Origin of the sequence: Allocoleopsis franciscana PCC 7113, from assembly GCF_000317515.1 — a bacterium.
Taxonomy (GTDB): Bacteria; Cyanobacteriota; Cyanobacteriia; order Cyanobacteriales; family Coleofasciculaceae; genus Allocoleopsis; species Allocoleopsis franciscana.
The window spans coordinates 2630001-2646511 of sequence record NC_019738.1 but is presented as its reverse complement, the minus strand read 5'-3'; the positions used below and the strand labels follow the sequence as shown (position 1 = coordinate 2646511).

Annotated in this window: 13 protein-coding genes and 1 tRNA gene; 3 read left to right on the top strand and 11 right to left on the bottom strand. The window is 43.9% G+C overall.

All coding sequences use genetic code 11. The features are described from left to right. Positions 1 to 41: 41 nt before the first annotated feature. From MIC7113_RS11185 to MIC7113_RS11165, 5 genes are all read right to left on the bottom strand, one after another. A complete protein-coding gene (locus MIC7113_RS11185; protein ID WP_015182267.1) occupies positions 42 to 605 on the bottom strand; it encodes a GTP-binding protein in 564 nt (187 codons plus the stop codon). A 384-nt stretch (positions 606 to 989) separates the two neighbouring features. Continuing rightward, a complete protein-coding gene (locus tag MIC7113_RS11180) occupies positions 990 to 1361 on the bottom strand; it encodes a roadblock/LC7 domain-containing protein (protein ID WP_015182265.1) in 372 nt (123 codons plus the stop codon). A gap of 229 nt (positions 1362 to 1590) precedes the next feature. After that, positions 1591 to 2058 carry a hypothetical protein gene (locus tag MIC7113_RS11175; RefSeq protein WP_015182266.1) on the bottom strand — a complete coding sequence of 156 codons (468 nt, stop codon included), beginning with the start codon at positions 2056 to 2058 and terminating at the stop codon, positions 1591 to 1593. 950 nt (positions 2059 to 3008) lie between these two features. Then, a complete protein-coding gene (locus MIC7113_RS11170) occupies positions 3009 to 3380 on the bottom strand; it encodes a roadblock/LC7 domain-containing protein (RefSeq protein ID WP_015182265.1) in 372 nt (123 codons plus the stop codon). A gap of 233 nt (positions 3381 to 3613) precedes the next feature. Next, entirely contained in the window at positions 3614 to 4084 is a 471-nt protein-coding gene (locus MIC7113_RS11165; RefSeq protein WP_015182264.1) for a hypothetical protein, read from the bottom strand. Positions 4085 to 5668: 1584 nt separating this feature from the next. Here MIC7113_RS11165 and MIC7113_RS34635 point away from each other — a divergent pair. After that, positions 5669 to 5830 (top strand): ribbon-helix-helix domain-containing protein, encoded by a 162-nt coding sequence (locus MIC7113_RS34635; RefSeq protein ID WP_015182262.1) that lies wholly within the window; start codon positions 5669 to 5671, stop codon positions 5828 to 5830. A gap of 364 nt (positions 5831 to 6194) precedes the next feature. Here the strand turns inward: MIC7113_RS34635 and MIC7113_RS11160 are convergent, their stop codons facing one another. After that, positions 6195 to 7556, bottom strand: coding sequence for a UDP-N-acetylmuramoyl-tripeptide--D-alanyl-D-alanine ligase (locus MIC7113_RS11160; protein ID WP_015182261.1), 1362 nt, complete (start codon positions 7554 to 7556; stop codon positions 6195 to 6197). Between the two features lie 371 nt (positions 7557 to 7927). Here MIC7113_RS11160 and MIC7113_RS11155 point away from each other — a divergent pair, with 371 nt between their 5' ends. Next, entirely contained in the window at positions 7928 to 9211 is a 1284-nt protein-coding gene (locus MIC7113_RS11155) for a hypothetical protein (protein ID WP_015182260.1), read from the top strand. Positions 9212 to 9271: 60 nt separating this feature from the next. Here the strand turns inward: MIC7113_RS11155 and pth are convergent, their stop codons facing one another. From pth to MIC7113_RS11140, 3 genes are all read right to left on the bottom strand, one after another. Continuing rightward, a complete protein-coding gene (gene pth, locus MIC7113_RS11150) occupies positions 9272 to 9892 on the bottom strand; it encodes an aminoacyl-tRNA hydrolase (protein ID WP_015182259.1) in 621 nt (206 codons plus the stop codon). Positions 9893 to 10161: 269 nt separating this feature from the next. Next, a complete protein-coding gene (locus tag MIC7113_RS11145) occupies positions 10162 to 10386 on the bottom strand; it encodes a DUF2811 domain-containing protein (protein WP_015182258.1) in 225 nt (74 codons plus the stop codon). A gap of 554 nt (positions 10387 to 10940) precedes the next feature. Further along, on the bottom strand, positions 10941 to 12641 hold the full coding sequence (locus MIC7113_RS11140) for an HD family phosphohydrolase (RefSeq protein ID WP_015182257.1): 1701 nt from the start codon (positions 12639 to 12641) through the stop codon (positions 10941 to 10943). Between the two features lie 869 nt (positions 12642 to 13510). Here MIC7113_RS11140 and MIC7113_RS11135 point away from each other — a divergent pair. Then, a tRNA-Ser gene (locus MIC7113_RS11135) sits at positions 13511 to 13597 on the top strand. A 100-nt stretch (positions 13598 to 13697) separates the two neighbouring features. Here MIC7113_RS11135 and MIC7113_RS11130 read toward each other — a convergent pair. Both MIC7113_RS11130 and MIC7113_RS11125 read right to left on the bottom strand, forming a co-directional pair. Further along, positions 13698 to 16031, bottom strand: a complete 2334-nt coding sequence (locus MIC7113_RS11130) for a ComEC/Rec2 family competence protein (protein WP_015182256.1) — start codon at positions 16029 to 16031, stop codon at positions 13698 to 13700. Next, the gene (locus tag MIC7113_RS11125; RefSeq protein WP_015182255.1) at positions 16031 to 16510 is read right to left on the bottom strand and encodes a DUF4079 domain-containing protein; all 480 of its coding nucleotides are present in this window, start codon (positions 16508 to 16510) and stop codon (positions 16031 to 16033) included. Before MIC7113_RS11125 ends, MIC7113_RS11130 begins: the two co-directional genes overlap by 1 nt. Position 16511: the final 1 nt, after the last annotated feature.

Here is a 16511-nt window from a genome sequence, read left to right as displayed (position 1 = left end):
CAAAAACCTGTACTTTAAACTACGGTTTCTTGAGATATTAGCTAATATCCTCCCCTTCGATATTGATTCCTACCAGAACGTTCAACTACGAGGGTCATGCAAGCCATTAGAACTTCAATAATTGAACCTCGTTCATTGGGATTAACATTCATAACTGAGGGTCGATTTTTCTGATTCATGTATCCCAATTTTGTCATAATTTCCTCAGTGGAACAGACTCCTGGGCAATCCGTATGGGTTAGACCAATGATCATCGGGATTCCCACTCGTTGGTTCATATAGGATATTATATGGCGAGCATAGTGAAAATCATTGGGTCGATGGGCTGCTACCAGCACAATATAACTTTGAGCGTTTTTAATCAAATAATCCCACATGAAATTAAAGCGAGATTGACCAGGGGTACCGTAGATTTGCATCTCCAGTGAAGAACCAAATGTAAATCGACCGTAGTCAAAAGCAACAGTGGTTTTTTTCTTCAGTAGGGATGTGTGATCAGTAGCACTGCGTTCTGTTTCTATGACTTCAACTTCACTAATTGTTCGTACAAAGGTGGACTTGCCAGAGCCTGGAGCTCCTGCTACTACTAAACGCATGATTTTCATTGGATAAAAGCTCCTAAAAAACTAATTGAAATTACCTCGTGAAAGATAAGTTGGGCTTGAGAAACCGCATAACTTCAACTGAATTAGATTTCCATTTGTTTCATCTACCCACTGATGTGAGTGAATACCTCCTAGTAAACTCTTACTCTTCAAACTTTGCAGGAGGCGTGACCGTTCTGAGGTGTTAAATTTGACTGCCCTCAAAGCAGAGTTTGGGACAGCAACTGTACTATAAAAAATAAAAGGATTGCTAGGCTGTTAAGCGTTTAATATGGTTTTTGTGATCGCCTTGGGCGGTGTCCAAAGGCGATCGCAAACACTATCACTTTGAAGAGTTACCAACTGCACCCCTTACTTAGCAACCCTGGATCGAGTAAGTTCTGACTACAATAAAGCGGGTTTGACGTCAGCAACAGTGCGCTTAATTTCTAACATCAAAACGCCCTGCTTTGCCTCCTTGCCAGCCAGGACAAGAAACACAGCCTCGTCACCACAACTGGTCAAAATCGTAAAGCCTTCATCACCCTCAACATAGATGCGATCGGTGATACCCGCTAAGAGTTCTTTACCAATGCGCTCGCCCAAGGAGAGCATGGCGGCAGACATGGCAGAAACTCGTTCTTCATCCATGCTACCGGGTAAGCTAGCAGCCAAGGGTAAACCATCTGGGGTAACGACAGCCGCACCTTGAACCTCAGGGGTGGTGGCGACAAATTTTTGTACAATCATCCCAAGCTTGTGAGTATTGATTGCCATTGAAGTATTGCTCCTTAACTATCAAAGATTGGCATTCGGTTAATAGGTATTCCTAGGAAAGGCGTTGCTGATTTTTGAGATGATTGAGTAGAGAGTTTCTCGGTTTGAGGTAACCGCTCATCCCTTAATGCAGCAACGTCTCAAGTCCTTTCTACGTGAACAACATGAGGGGAACAGTTAGCCTTGCATCACAGATACAAGGCAATGTTCTATCGAGATGAGCCTGTAATTAGAGAGGAACAAACTCAAACACGTCGTAAGCGCCACCGTGCAGTATTGATTCGGTATGACTGCCTTTGAGTTTCTTTTGCAGCAGTTCAGTCATAATTCCCCAAACAATACCTAAGGTAAAGGTACAACGGGGCGGTGTGTTTCCATTGCCACCGACAGCGCACAGAGTTTCTGAGGTATAGACCTTGACCAGATCATCGGTGATCTCAATTTTGTCAATGATGCACAAACGAGAGCCTTCTGCACCCAAAACTTTGGTAATTTGTTGGGTCGCATCTTCTAAATTTTGTGTTGCACCTTTCAAACCCAACTCATCGGCGAGTTTTTTGCCACGCAGCCGACCGGCGGCAACTAGGGCGACTCCTGTTGCCTTCTCTCCTAAGGCTTCTGACATTCCCTCAACCACTGACCGAAACGCATCAACACTACTAAATTGTCCGAGTTTGTCGCGCTTGATATCTACCATATTCGTCCTTGTTTAGAGCTAGAGTTCGTCACGATTAAGGATGTGACTCTCACTTTTCAAGGCATTTACTAATATCCATAAGGGCCTAAAAATAAGCTGCCGTTTAGAAGCGATTGTTTTTCCCTAATTAACTGGGAATTGTTGAAGACTGTGTCTTCATTATTCAAGCAAAAACATTTTTAGGCGTTGGCTCTTTATTGGGAGAATTTTAGTTTATATTCTCCTCATTGAGCTGTTGATTCAGCTTTGTTTTTATCCCTCTCTTTTATAGCATTCAACTATTACAAATGTGTCTATATTTTTTAAGTATTTTGCTTAAATTTATATTTGTTTTATATTAAATTTTGGGTGATTATTTCGGAGAAAAAACATATTAAATTTTGTAGTACTTGGTTTCCTAAACAAGGAATAAAAATAGCTGGTTGAGGATTAAACAAACGATGATTAATTGTATAAAATTTAAATCTATTTAATTAAAAACTAATGAAAGTAGGGTTTCGTAGATAGTTTTACATAATTAAAGAAGACTTATATCTAAATGAACGAAAAAACATAATAGCAAAACCCCCTGTTTTTCTGTCCGCCAAAGTTCGACGGCCTACAGGGGGGATTGCATTGATTGATTTTTACTGGCTTAGTGATGCACTCACATCCCAATCTCTGCGACAGTATTTTCCAAATTTTTAGCGATTTGTCGGGGTCTGGGGGAGTGAAAATCACTCCCCTCAGCCATTACAGATTTAAATTGCATACTCTAGAAGCTGAACTTTAATGCTGGCTTAGAGTAAGCTTACAATTTAAAAGCTGATCCACTGATAATCTTTGATTTGGACTCAGAATACCTGGAATTTTAGACGAGCCTGGTACTCGGATTACAATCACTGCTAAGAAAGGAGTGAGTGCCCTCAAAAAGCACTTCATTAGCTCGGTAGACAATCAAACGATTATGACTACAGTAAAGCGGGTTTGACGTCAGCAACAGTGCGCTTAATTTCTAACATCAAAACGCCCTGCTTTGCCTCCTTGCCAGCCAGGACAAGAAACACAGCCTCGTCACCACAACTGGTCAAAATCGTAAAGCCTTCATCACCCTCAACATAGATGCGATCGGTGATACCCGCTAAGAGTTCTTTACCAATGCGCTCGCCCAAGGAGAGCATGGCGGCAGACATGGCAGAAACTCGCTCTTCATCCATGCTACCGGGTAAGCTAGCAGCCAAGGGTAAACCATCTGGGGTAACGACAGCCGCACCTTGAACCTCAGGGGTGGTGGCGACAAATTTTTGTACAATCATCCCAAGCTTGTGAGTATTGATTGCCATTGAAGTATTGCTCCTTAACTATCAAAGATTGGCATTCGGTTAATAGGTATTCCTGGGAAAGGTGTTATTGATGTGGCGGCGAATTCATTAGAGAATTTCTCGGTTTGAGGTTGCCGTTCACTGGCTTTTTGTAGCAACGCCTCCCAGATGTATTTCGATGAACAAGGTGAAACGAAGAGATTGCTTGCCGTTGATGAATGGCAAAACAAAGCTCTATTGAAATGTGCTTGCACTCAAATCTGAGTAAACTCAAACACGTCGTAAGCGCCACCGTGCAGTATTGATTCGGTATGACTGCCTTTGAGTTTCTTTTGCAGCAGTTCAGTCATAATTCCCCAAACAATACCCAAGGTAAAGGTACAACGGGGTGGTGTGTTTCCATTGCCGCCGACAGCACACAGAGTTTCTGAGGTATAGACCTTGACCACATCATCGGTGATCTCAATTTTGTCAATGATGCACAGACGAGAGCCTTCTGCACCCAAAACTTTGGTAATTTGTTGGGTCGCATCTTCTAAATTTTGTGTTGCACCTTTCAAACCCAACTCATCGGCGAGTTTTTTGCCACGCAGCCGACCGGCGGCAACTAAAGCGACTCCTGTTGCCTTCTCTCCTAAGGTTTCTGACATCCCCTCAACCACTGCCCGAAAGGCATCAATACTACTGAATTGTCCGAGTTGGTCGCGCTTGATATCTAGTGGCATTTTCTACTCCTTATGTAGAACTACAGTACATCATGATTCAGGGGTGACTCTCACTTGTGACGACATCTACTAATACCTAATTCGGTATAGAAATAATCTGTCCTTTCTGAAGCGATCGCTTTTCCCTAAGTAACTGGGAGTTGTTGAAGATATTCATCTTCCTGTGTTAAGGCAATATTTTTTTGCCTATAATTATTTACTCGATTTATGTCATTAAGCCTTCCTTTCGTGTTGCTGTCTTACGTTTGTGTATTACATATCTTTTTTAGCAGCTATCATTCCTGAATGTCATTAGCAATGATGAGTTTATTTACCTAATTCGCATGTAATTTTGATGAAGTTTTTAGCTTTCATTAAGGGATAAAAACAATGTTAAATTTAACAATAGCGGCTTAATATTTTTATTTTTACAATCCAGCGCTCACAGGAAGATAAAACTCTATTATTACTTTGAGCTTAGAGGCTTTTCACGAATTTGATTTCAGAATTTTTTGATTTTAATTAATACCCTCAGAATTTTATTAATTATTTTGTAAGCATTGAAGAAAGTTTTTTGGGGTTAATTGATTTAGGTTCTTAAGAAAAAATAAAATCGTCAAAATCTAGCAAATATTCCTACAGAGATAAAGATAAATTATTAGTATAGATACCTAAAAAACATAATAAAAACCCCTGATGGTCTGTATGCCAAACTTATGAGGATTACAGGGGGCGTTATGTTTATTGATACCTACCGACTTAGCGAGGCACAAAAAAGAGAATATTTAATAGTTGCATTGGTTAAGATTGGTGTGAAGAATCGCGTTAATGCTCAGGCCATTAAAATTTTACATTAAGTAAATTTTTAAAAAAAATTTTAGTTAAAACTCCCTTCTTGATAGCAAATCCAGGTTTAATACTCCTTTTTTCGCTAACCCTACAATCTTGTAGAGACGTTCTACGGAAAGGTTTCTATGACTAAGTAGATAATCAAAAAATTCTTACTACAATAAAGTCTCTTACTGTCAGTCACGGCTTGTTTAATTTCTAATTACAAAACTCCTGCTTCGTTAGTATTACGTCGTAATACCAACACTACTTACAACCGCAGTTGCAAATATCCGGACTATTTCGTCGCTAATTTTTGGAAAATGGGGAGCCTCCCCTGAACTGCTTGTAAGATGTGACACTGCCATGAATCAAGATGACAGTGATGGGAGCATGTTAGGTTTGCACGCGGGAAGCAAGGGAGGGATGAAGATTGAGAGCCACTTAGCTGGCATGTCCGCTAACAAAAGTTGCAGGGAGAACCAACGGGTGAGTTCATCAGAGATATTGGTATGTCTAAGCAATAGCCATCTCCGAAAATTAACCTGAAACCATTGCCCTACTTGAGTCGAGCTTTAATTTCTGGAGAGGTCTAATAGCCAGAAGATTAATGCTTCACAGTAGCTTTTGTGAAGTGATCCTCTGTCAATTTCTAGGTTGCAACTCACCCGTTATGTTATGTTCTGCACTAAATTAAATTCTTTAACGCTGTTAACCCTCAAAAAAATTTGCTAAGTTATATATTGTAATACAATAAACTATTAAACTGTATAAGCTATGAAAAATCGTGGGCGAGTCACAGCCTATTTACCCGAAGAAGTCCAAAAAGCCCTAGAAGAGTGGGCAGAAGAAGAAAGTCGGTCTTTGAGTAGCCTCGCTACCTATCTACTGACTCAGGCGGTAAAAGAGCGCCAACAACCCAAAGACAAGAAAGAATAATCCAGTACTTACCGCCGCTAACGCTAAAAAGTCCGTTGAGCCAAAGCCTTGACGGACTTTTTAGAATGTAAAGGTTGAAGAGCAACACCTTGGGCAAAATTTTCGCGACTGACAGTCTTTGCCGTGTAATCGCTGTTGTGTCACTGTGAGCGATCCGTCGCAGGGCGGCAACGCTTGGCTATCGCAAACGCCGCTACACCAATACGACGCGAGTCTTCCCACTTGGCCTACATTTTTGAGTTTCTGAGAGAAACTCACCGCTCAAACCCTTACAGCGGAAAACTTTCATGGGTTGGCATTGAGTGTAGATGTTAAAATTCTCCACCAAACCTTAAGGAATGCAGAATAATATCAAAAAGGCGTCTCAACCCGAATATTCCGCCCGAAATTGATTGACAATTCGATCCAAACCAACAGAACGTGAGGCTTTGAACAAAAGGCGATCGCCAGGTTGCACCAATTCCAGCAAACGCTGAACAGCAGCATTGTGACTCGAAAAGCACTCGGCTAACAAAGGAACCGCGCCAGTTGCAATCGCTTGGGCTTCTGAATCATCGACCAAAACCACTAAGGCATCAAGATTAAGTTCCTGTGCTGTCTTACCCACTTGCTGATGAAATTCAGGCGATCGCTCTCCCAATTCTTTCATCGTCCCTAACACTGCAATATGCCGCTTACCAGGAGTCTGAGCCAGTAGATGCAGCGCGGCTAGCATCGATTCCAAGCCAGCATTATAGGTTTCATCCAGAATTACAATATCATTAGGTAATTCGTAGCGTCGTGAGCGTCCCGAAGGGAGCTCCACCTTTAACCCCTGAGTCAGGTGTGCCCAATCTACCTTCAGAAGTTTCGCCACAGCAAGCGCCGCTAGGTAGTTCGAGGCGTTGTGGCGACCGGGAAGAGGCAGAGCAAACTGCATTCCCTCAAGTTCTAGGGTTTCTGAGTCTAGCAAGCGCCCGTGTAAATCGCCCCCTTCTAATCCATACGTTAACGTTTGCCCTTGCCAAACTGTGGCAGCCGTGTTCATTAAGCGCTGGTTATCATGATTAAGAATGGCAACGCTTGTATCCGGCATTTCGGCTAAAAGTTCACACTTGGCTTTGGCGATCGCTTCCTCAGAACCCAAAAGGCCGATATGGGCTGTCCCCACGTTTGTGATCAAACCTATAGTCGGATGGGCGATCTGAGTTAACTCCGCAATCTGTCCAGAACCGCGCATCGCCATTTCAATCACAGCATAGTCATGCTCTGACCCCAACTCCAGCAATGTTTTCGGCACGCCAATTTCATTGTTGTAATTCGCTTGAGTTTTTAGGACATTTCCTTGGGTTGACAAAACAGCCGCGATCAGCTCTTTTGTGGTCGTTTTGCCCACGGAGCCAGTTACGCCAATCACCGGGATATTGAACTGGTCGCGCCACCATCTGGCAATCTGTTGGTAGGCTTGGAGCGTGTTTTCTACCTGTAATTGCGGAACACCGTTGAGTTGAGCCTCTTGCCGACGCTCTGTAATTACTGCGATCGCCCCTTTCTCGATTGCCACACGAGCGAAGTCATGCCCATCGAAGTTTTCTCCCCGCAGTGCCAAGAATAAATGACCGGGCTGGAGGTTACGGGTATCCGTAGTTATACCAGTACAATGTAGACAAGCCGCTTCATCCGGAAGATTTATGGGTATGGCGGCAATCACATCAACAAGTTGAGTCACAGACAGGGGAGAAGGCATCAGTGTATCTTTCCAAATTTGATAAATGTATGCTTTGCTGGAATAAAGTTTTGTAATTTCTAGGAGGGGGGTTGTCAGGATTTTCTCACTGATTGTCTGATATAACTGGGCTATGGCTTTACTGAATCTTTACAATTTTCCCGTATATTTTCTGATCCCCGTGAAGATTTGGACAGGATATCCTAGTGAGTAAATAACCTACTTTAAGATAGGTTAGCTTTGAGTATACCCGCTTAGGCTGGGTAATCTTGCAGTGCATCATCATTTTGGCTTGGTGCCTACTAGAAACTTAGCCCAATCTAAAATGACACTTTCTCAAAAAAACCTATATGACTCGCCCTAGCGTCTGCACGTAGGAGGGCTTGTGTGAAGTGACTACTACTTGGACAGATTCTGATATCCGACAACCTAGCTTAGAAGAACAGCAACTGTACGATCATTTACTCTACTGCGTACAGGTGGAGTCATGTAGCCAATTGATTGAGCGTTTTCGATCTCTATTTCTCGATGGAGTGAGATACGAAGAGCCGCAAGTCTGGTTGGCTTTAGAGAAGGTTGCGATGAACAAGCGAGCTGAACAAGAGTTCAAGTTTGTACTCAACCGCTGTTGCCACATTCTCATCAATCGTTGGCAACTACAACCACAACTACAGGGAGCCATCCCTGAGTTGGTAGCGCTATTCGAGAATCCACCTGATCCCACCAAAGTTCAATCTCGTGGAGCCAGACGGCTGCGTCATCTCGTACAGCTTTTCACTGAAACAGAGCAATATTTAACATTGCGGCGTTTGTCAACCGTAATGAGTGAATCAGCCGAGGCTTATAACAGTGGTTCGATCGCTGTAGGGACTCTGATTCAACGGTATCCATACCTCTATGAACACTGCCTTCTGAGTGAAGATAGCAGTTACGAGCATCAGCAGACCGTTCGGCAAGTTCAATCACGGATTCAGCGGCGCTTTGAATTAGATTTGTCTCAGTATGTCACGTATCAGGTGCGACGCGCCCAAGCCATGCGCTCCCAGTCCAAAGACACCCTTGATAAAATCATTCAGCCTGTCAGCAATCCTACCCTGTTAACTGAGCGAGAATTGGCAGTGGCGCTTAAACAGTTTGTTGGTAAAGTGCAAGGTTCTGACACTTACCGAGATGTCGCCCACAGCTTCCTCACCCACAGTAGCCAGACGATTTCGTATAAAGCGTTTAAAGATGACTTGTATGAGTACTTGACTCTTTCAATCGATCCAAGCTACGGAAAACGTCAGTTTAATGATCGTTTGTATAATCATCTCAGTGAGACCTTGCCTCAGTGCAATTCTCAGAAGCCAACGGAGTTCTTACTCGTCCGGACTTGTAGCCAGTTATTGAACTTCTTAGTAGTGGAAAGTCCTCAACGACCTAACCACTTTATTTTTGTTGATCTAATTACTAACTTGGGGGCAACCTTCACAACTGGGTTGTTACTTAAAATTGTACTGCTATGCCGCAAAGTTAAGCCTTACCTGGAAAAACGGTTTTCCATTTTGTTTAATCACTACGAGGCTTCAACCAAAGACGGTGTACCCTGGTTAATCAAATCATTGGAAAACCTGAATGTCGCATTTAGCGTTCACTTTGGTTCAGCAGACCTTTCCTGCTTAACTCAAATTATGTGATTTAAGGAGTAGAAGGTTAGCCGACTAAACATTGTTTTGTGAGGTTGAACGTTTCAATTTTCAACCCAACTCTACATTGCGATTATTGTAGAGACTCATTGCTTTTTCCACACCTTGCTTGAGTGCTAGTTCTACGGCATCAACTACAAGTTGGAGAACTTCGGACATGATTTGAGTTTCTTCCGGTGAAAATTTTCCTAGGACATGGGACACACTGTCTTTATCCGCCCTAGACTTGCCGATCCCAATCCGCAGGCGGGGAAAATTTTGTGTGCCCAAATGTGCGATCGCAGATTTCATCCCATTGTGTCCGCCTGCTGATCCCGAAAGACGCAGTCGCAGACGCCCCACGGATAAGTCCATATCGTCGTAGATAATTAGCGTTGACTCAGGCGGCAGCTTGTACCAATCCGTCGCGCTACGAATCGCTTGCCCTGAGCGATTCATATAGGTGAGTGGCTTGAGCAAACGTACCTTATCTCCGTTAGCACCCTGTCCTTCTCCAATCAAGGCTTGAAATCGGCGATTTTCACTCCAAGAGATTTGCCAGGTTTTCGCCAAGGCATCAACAGCCTCAAAACCAATGTTGTGCCGTGTTTTCTCGTACTTGGATTCAGGATTCCCCAAACCCACAATGAGCTGAGGAATAACCAGACTAGATGTTGTGATGCTTTCTGCCATTAATACTCAAAAAATCTAACCACTTCAGAAGCTTTTGCTTTGTTGTCACAACAATTGAATTTCTACTACCGATCAGGGGTGTGAGCAGAAAACTTTTATGAGTTTAGCAATAAAAGGACAACCCATCGCTCTGCGACTTCTGTATCAAAGGAAAGCGAGAAGTTGAGCGAAGGGTTCTTCATAACCAGGTAGGGGAAATATCAACTGTAAGCGCTCTAAATCTGGAGCCTGATCACCCTCAACCTCCGAGTTTATACCTAGTCTCTGGCTCAAGCCGGATACTGAAACAGAGATTCTAGATAGACACGAGCACAGGCGCGATAGGTTTGCGAGGTTTCTGGCATTTTACCATTTCCATTTTGAAGCAAAAACAGGGACAGTGCTGCGGCAAAGACCCGATCTTGATCCCACGTAGGATGGTTTTCTAAGTAGCGCTTGAGGGATTCGTGCAGATCTTCAGGAATTTCGGCCAGGATGCTGACGGTTGCGTTCATGTTTACCTCTCGTTTCATGGCGTATAGGGACAAAGTAACCTGGCTTTCAGCGCCTTTGATCTTCGGCTTTTCAACTGAAAGCCCACGAAAAATGAGCTTGAAAAAGCACCCTCTCTAACTCCCGTTGGGCTCTTTTCCAAGAGAAACTTTTAAGGGTTGGTCGCACCATTGTCGGCTGAGATGGGGTGGGGTTGTCAATGCTGCGAAATATTACAACCCTGCTCAAATACCAAAAATAGTTACGAACGAATCAGGGTTTGAAGCCGATCCCCGTTAAATATCTTCATATAAACTCGTCTTTTACCCCCGATTAGAGACTCGCCTGGAAAAATCCCCAGGAAGACAGGAAGACTTTATCCTACCGTATCTGCCTGTGGAAAATCAGGAGCAACCTGTGGAAAATATTCCATACCTGTGTGGAAATGCTGGGGAATCTGTGGGGAAAACAGGAGCAAAAGATAAGAATTGCAAACACAGAGATGGGGATTGAAAAAGGATGAGGCATGAACCAAGAAGGAAGGTTTTCATACTTCATCCTTTTTACTTCAGGCTTTTTATGCTATTGAGTGAGCATCAACGGGTAGGGTATGACCCACAACCGTAAAAACCTGTTTTTGCTCAAATAATTCGACCAAGTCGCTGTTGATTTTGTTTTTGGCAGCTTCTTGGCGCAGGATTTTGAGCGCGGTGTCTAAGGGTAGACGACGCTTATAAGGGCGATCGCTAGCGGTGAGAGCGTCATAAATATCTGCAACCGTTAGCATTTGCGTTTGGATCGGAATTTCCTCTTGCTTCAACCCCTGAGGGTAACCACTACCATCTAGCTTTTCGTGATGTCCGTAAGCAATGGTAGGCACCTCTTTGAGATGCTTCGTCCAGGGAATCCGCCGGAGAAAGTGGTATGTGTGGGTAACATGCTCTTCAATACCCAAACGCTCCTTGTTAGTTAGGTTCCCTCTGGGAACTAGCAACTGAGTCATCTCAGCCTCTGTGATTAGAGGTTTAGTCTCCCCGTCAATATCTCGATAAGTATATTTAGTAAGAGCTGCCAATTGCGCCGAAGTCTCTTCAGAAAACGCCTGGAAATCTCTGCGGATTACAACATCAGGTTCATTGAGTTCTCTGATAAACTCCCAATAATATTCGAGTGCCTCAATCGTTTGAGTTAGCTGGCTCTCCAGTTGTTCGAGTTTTTGGCAGTGGGAACAACCTGTGTTGGAAGTGTCATCCCGATGCTGATGACTTGGATGCTCAAGTAAGTACTTAAATTTATTTTGAGCGCATTCCATTTCTAAGGTACGGCGTGCCAGGGCAAAGCGGTGGCGAATGATTTCGAGTTGATCGGGGTAGAGTTTTTTCCGTTTGCCGAGAATAGCTTCGGGGATTCCAACTTTGCCAAAGTCGTGCAGTAGGGCAGCATAGCGAATTTCTTGAATTTGGCGATCGCCAAACTGAATTAACCGCAGTGGGCCACTGGTAATCGCACTGGCCTCTTCTGAAAGGCGTACCGTAAGTTCAGCCACCCGTTCCGAGTGACCCGAGGTCGTCGGGTCTCGTGCTTCAATAATCTGTACAGAGGCTTTAACAAACCCCTCAAACAGATTCTCAATGCTTTTTTGTAGGTAATTGCGTTCAATGGAAATTGCCGCCTGAGAAGCGAGCGATCGCACAATTCGTTCTTCCCATTGTGAATAAGGCTGGGTTACCACCATCGAATTCTCTGTGGTGATCACGAGATCGGGCTTCACCTTCCGATTAATGAGCTGTAGCACACCAATAATTTCCCCGTCTTGGTCTTGCATGGGCAGCACCAACACCGAGCAAGTGCGATAGGGCATGGTAGTATCAAAACTACGGTCTAGCTGGTAAGGAACATCCGGTGGTAAATTATAAGCATCTGGCAAATTTAAAATTTCACCGGTGAGTGCCACATACCCCGCCAAGCTTTTGCGGGTCAAGGGCATCGCAAATTCCTGAAAGGGATTGTTCGGTATAGAATCATTCTGTGCGACCTTGAAGAGTAAGGTAGGAGACTCTTCCTGACGGTTGATCAGATAAACACTACCGGCATCACTACAGGTAATCTCTCGGCTCTTAAATAAAATCAGATGCAATAATTCATCTAAATTATTGGTGCTTGAAAGAGCTGTGCCAATAGCCAATAGCTGTTCGATGAGTTCGACTCTTTCAGCAGAGGCTTCTTGTAAAAGTTCTTGGCTTTCAAGGGTCAGGATAGGGGAGTAAGAGGCTGTCATGAAGGTTTGACGGATAAATCACTAGGGATGGGTACTCATGGCTTGTTCGAGTCGTCCTAGGCAAAGCATTTAACGACTCCGAGGTGAGCGACGGGTTTATCCATAATTGAATTGAAACCTGGTTAGGTCGCTCATGAAACTGCGAACTTATGCACCCAACTCAGGAAAGTCATCAGCCATATTCTTATTTTCACCCTGATGGGACGCTTCGCTCTCAGGTTTAAAAAACTTGATTAATACTTTACATATTTGAAGCTATTTTAGCGTGATATTCGGCTGCATCCCGGTGATTGTTTTAATTCTCCAGTAGAAATTAGCGTCCGGCGAGCAAAGTTAAGCTTCTTTGACATAACGATTGAAGGAAATGGCGATAACGCTCCAGAAAATTCCAGTCAAACCCATTATAGAGACAGATTTTTTTCGGAGTATGTTCCTATTGCTTATATACCGAACGGACGCACTAATAACTCATTTTATGGATAGAATAAATTCGCGCCGGATAAAAAGTGGAGATTAAAGTACTGCCATCTGCCAACAGTCTATGTCCATCCATTTCCTATTTGGACTTTGGACAAAAGCAAAATCCAATCAGTTAGAGGCATCCATAAATATCCGATGTCAGCTTTCCCATTACTTAAGGCATGGACATCTGATCCGTTCCAATTGATGGCAATTCAATATAGAGCACTTAGCTGTTCGTGCTTTACACACAGCCTCATGTTGGGTACGGATAAGTTCTCTCAGGTTGGGTTGCCCTTTGGTAGGCACTGAGCTAGTATAGAATCTTGGCTTCTAGAGTCGTGTGGCACTGACAATCCAGATGCCGATTAACGTCCGTCTAGACACAGACAAAAAATAAAATCCTACTTGGAGAGGTGGCAGAGCGGTTGAATGCGGCAGACTCGAAATCTGTTGAAGGGTCATACCTTCCGGGGGTTCGAATCCCCCCCTCTCCGTTAGCATCAAGAATCAAAAAAGCAACGGCAAGTTATTGACGCAAAGACTTGCATTGATTAGCAGAGAAAATCCACTACCGTCAAACTCGCTTTGGCGGTGTTAAAGGAGTTGTGCGTCTTTATTGGTTGCCTCAATGGTTGTTTGAAAACCCTCTTGAGGCGTCCACTGGATCGCCCCATCACGACCCGTCCAATAAAGCGGTACTTTAGCATTTTGCAAAAGTTTAGCTGTATCCAAATCCACTGTTTTAGAAGAAGCGATCGCAACTTTCGGTTTGAGAGCCTTGAAAAACTCTGGTGATAAACGTTCTCCAGACCACCACAGGACTTGTACCTGTGGAACATTGCGGCTCTCGACTAACTTTTGTTGAACCTCTGGCTTCATTTCTCCCAAAAGCAACCAACTCTGATATCGGATTTGCAATTGTAACACTGGCGGATCGGCATTGATGAGTTCTAGCGGTGTAGAACCCACAAACATCTTTTGTCCCGTTAATACTCGCTGATAATTACCTTTTTGAGTTTGAATGCTACTAACAATCGTTTTCGTTTCAGCAGGCGGAGACTGAGGAGCAGCAATATCGTAAAACGCCCTAATTGGCAAACTAGGCAATATTTGTAACCAGCCACTTCTAAGACGGGGTTCACTATCCAGGGCAATTGCCCCATTAATTTGATTAATTCCTTGTTTTTGTAGAAATGGTAAAACCGTAAAATTGACGGTATCGGCATCCCCACTATTAATTAATATCACTTGTCCTTGGTCTTGAATCACTAAAACTTGATCTTGGTCTGTAGCCAATACCGTAACTTGGAATTGGGATATCTTTGTCTGCCAAACGGGCAGTGCTACTAACATTACAGCCACCAAGCCAGCTAACCACCATCGACGTTGCCACTTCTTGTTAATACTGCTGAACCCAATCAAACCGTATAGAATCAACAGTTGCACCCAAGAAATTTTACCAACTGCCACTGAACTTCCCGGCAAGGCATTAAAAAATTCCACCAGCCCTATCAGAAAATGAGTTGGATAGTAGAGCAACCAAGCTAGAGCGCTTCCAGCGACTGGCGAAATTAAAGCGACTAGTGCATCAATAATGCTACCGATACTAATAACAGCAACGAATGGGGCAGAGATGATATTTGCGGCTATGCTATAGGGCGCAAACATGTTAAAGACATAAAGTTGTAGAGGTAATGTCCATAACGCAGCAGCAATAGTAATAGCGATTAAGGAAGCGATCGCCAGTGGCATCCAATCCAGTTGCTTGATCACAGGAGGTGCTGTCACTAGCAATCCTAGCGTCGCCAAAAAGCTTAACTGAAATCCTAAATCCCAAATCCACAGGGGATTGAAGAGTAGCAGTAGGGTTGCAGCAACCAACAGTGAACCTAATGGTTTAATCTTCCGTTGTGTCACTAGAGCAACTAGCGCACCAAACCCCATAATCGCAGCTCGCATTACCGAAGGCTGTAATCCAGTGAGACATACAAAAATAATTAGAGCTGTCGTGCCAAAACCTAACTGAGCTTTCACCGAAAGACGCTTAGTCAGCACCAATACCAAGCCCAGAATTAAAGAAGTTTGGGTTCCAGAAGCCGCTAAAGCATGAGCTAATCCAGCCTGAATAAAGGAGTCGCGGATATCGTAGGGGATATCTACCGCTCGATTTCCCAATACAAAAGAACTCACAATTTGCCCTGCTGGACTTCCTAAATGACGAACTTGGGCACGGATGATGCGCTGCCGTAGTTTCCACCATCCCCACGGTTGTCCTTGCCCTTCTTCAAATAAGCTAACTTGCCGCCCACTGAAACCTGCAAAAGCTCCCTCTTTGGTCAGATAAGTCTCAAAATCAAAAGCACCTGGATTCGAGGCTGGTTTGGGTTTATATAAAACTCCTGTAACGGAAATCGTTTGGTCTGGATAAAGACCTGTCGCCTGGAGGATGGGTACTGTCACATACAGCTTACCCGTAACTCCCTTACTGATCGCACCAGCCTGATCACGGCTTTCAACCTCACTCAATTGCGTTGCTTCTAGCCAAAACTGAGCTTTAGAGGAGCGGGTAAGACGAGGCATACTTTTGACTTTGCCTTGAACCGTCACTACCTGCTCCTGCACCAAATTATTAGCCGAGCGAACAAACTGGCTGACATCATTGGACGTTGGTTTTGGCACTCGCGCTTGAAAATACACGATCGCTAGAGCTGCAACCAATCCAGCCGCTAACCAAAGTCTTGCTTTGGGTCCAGTTCGCCAGAATTGAGGCATGACAATTGCTGCCATTACCCCTAAAATAACAACCCCTAAGCTTAGTAGACCATACTCTGTCCAAGGCACAGTACGAGTTGGTGAGCCTAGAAGTGCCGTCAACACTAGGCCAAAAATATAAGCCAAACTCAATAAAGCACCACTGGCAGGACTCATCAGATTGCCAAACCTAGCTTTAATCCCAGTACCGCATGAAAAAACAGTAGGCAGAGTGCTGCACTGCCTAAGTAGGCATGGATAGTACGCATCACAGATTGGTTACTGCTAAAACCAGCGAAGGAAATCACACCATTAGTTGCTAACAATATCAGCACGATTGAGCCTGTCCAAAAGTGTGGGCTTTCCAGAATGGGCTGATTTTGCATCACTAGTGAGAGAACTCCTCCTGTGTAACCAGTCGCGATAAAAAGAAACATCCAAGGGGCAAGCTTACGATGATCGGTTCGACTTTTCATCGCGACTGCCGTATCAGTGATCATTCTTGCCCGCCATCCTGCCAATCCCACAAAGCTACCCATAACAAAGACTACAATTCCCATCATCGCTGGATGTCCCCAATGGACAATGGGTTCAGGAATTCCCATACTCCGAAATTGACTAGCGATCGGCTCTAGTAGTTCACTCAGATTTGTCATT

Excerpts from the sequence above, each read along its gene's own strand:
- MIC7113_RS11185 (WP_015182267.1), bottom strand. The coding sequence starts at position 605 with ATGAAAATCATGCGTTTAGTAGTAGCAGGAGCTCCAGGCTCTGGCAAG.
- MIC7113_RS11180 (WP_015182265.1), bottom strand. The coding sequence starts at position 1,361 with ATGGCAATCAATACTCACAAGCTTGGGATGATTGTACAAAAATTTGTC.
- MIC7113_RS11175 (WP_015182266.1), bottom strand. The coding sequence starts at position 2,058 with ATGGTAGATATCAAGCGCGACAAACTCGGACAATTTAGTAGTGTTGAT.
- MIC7113_RS11170 (WP_015182265.1), bottom strand. The coding sequence starts at position 3,380 with ATGGCAATCAATACTCACAAGCTTGGGATGATTGTACAAAAATTTGTC.
- MIC7113_RS11165 (WP_015182264.1), bottom strand. The coding sequence starts at position 4,084 with ATGCCACTAGATATCAAGCGCGACCAACTCGGACAATTCAGTAGTATT.
- MIC7113_RS34635 (WP_015182262.1), top strand. The coding sequence starts at position 5,669 with ATGAAAAATCGTGGGCGAGTCACAGCCTATTTACCCGAAGAAGTCCAA.
- MIC7113_RS11160 (WP_015182261.1), bottom strand. The coding sequence starts at position 7,556 with ATGCCTTCTCCCCTGTCTGTGACTCAACTTGTTGATGTGATTGCCGCC.
- pth (WP_015182259.1), bottom strand. The coding sequence starts at position 9,892 with ATGGCAGAAAGCATCACAACATCTAGTCTGGTTATTCCTCAGCTCATT.
- MIC7113_RS11145 (WP_015182258.1), bottom strand. The coding sequence starts at position 10,386 with ATGAACGCAACCGTCAGCATCCTGGCCGAAATTCCTGAAGATCTGCAC.
- MIC7113_RS11140 (WP_015182257.1), bottom strand. The coding sequence starts at position 12,641 with ATGACAGCCTCTTACTCCCCTATCCTGACCCTTGAAAGCCAAGAACTT.
- MIC7113_RS11130 (WP_015182256.1), bottom strand. The coding sequence starts at position 16,031 with ATGAGTCCTGCCAGTGGTGCTTTATTGAGTTTGGCTTATATTTTTGGC.
- MIC7113_RS11125 (WP_015182255.1), bottom strand. The coding sequence starts at position 16,510 with ATGACAAATCTGAGTGAACTACTAGAGCCGATCGCTAGTCAATTTCGG.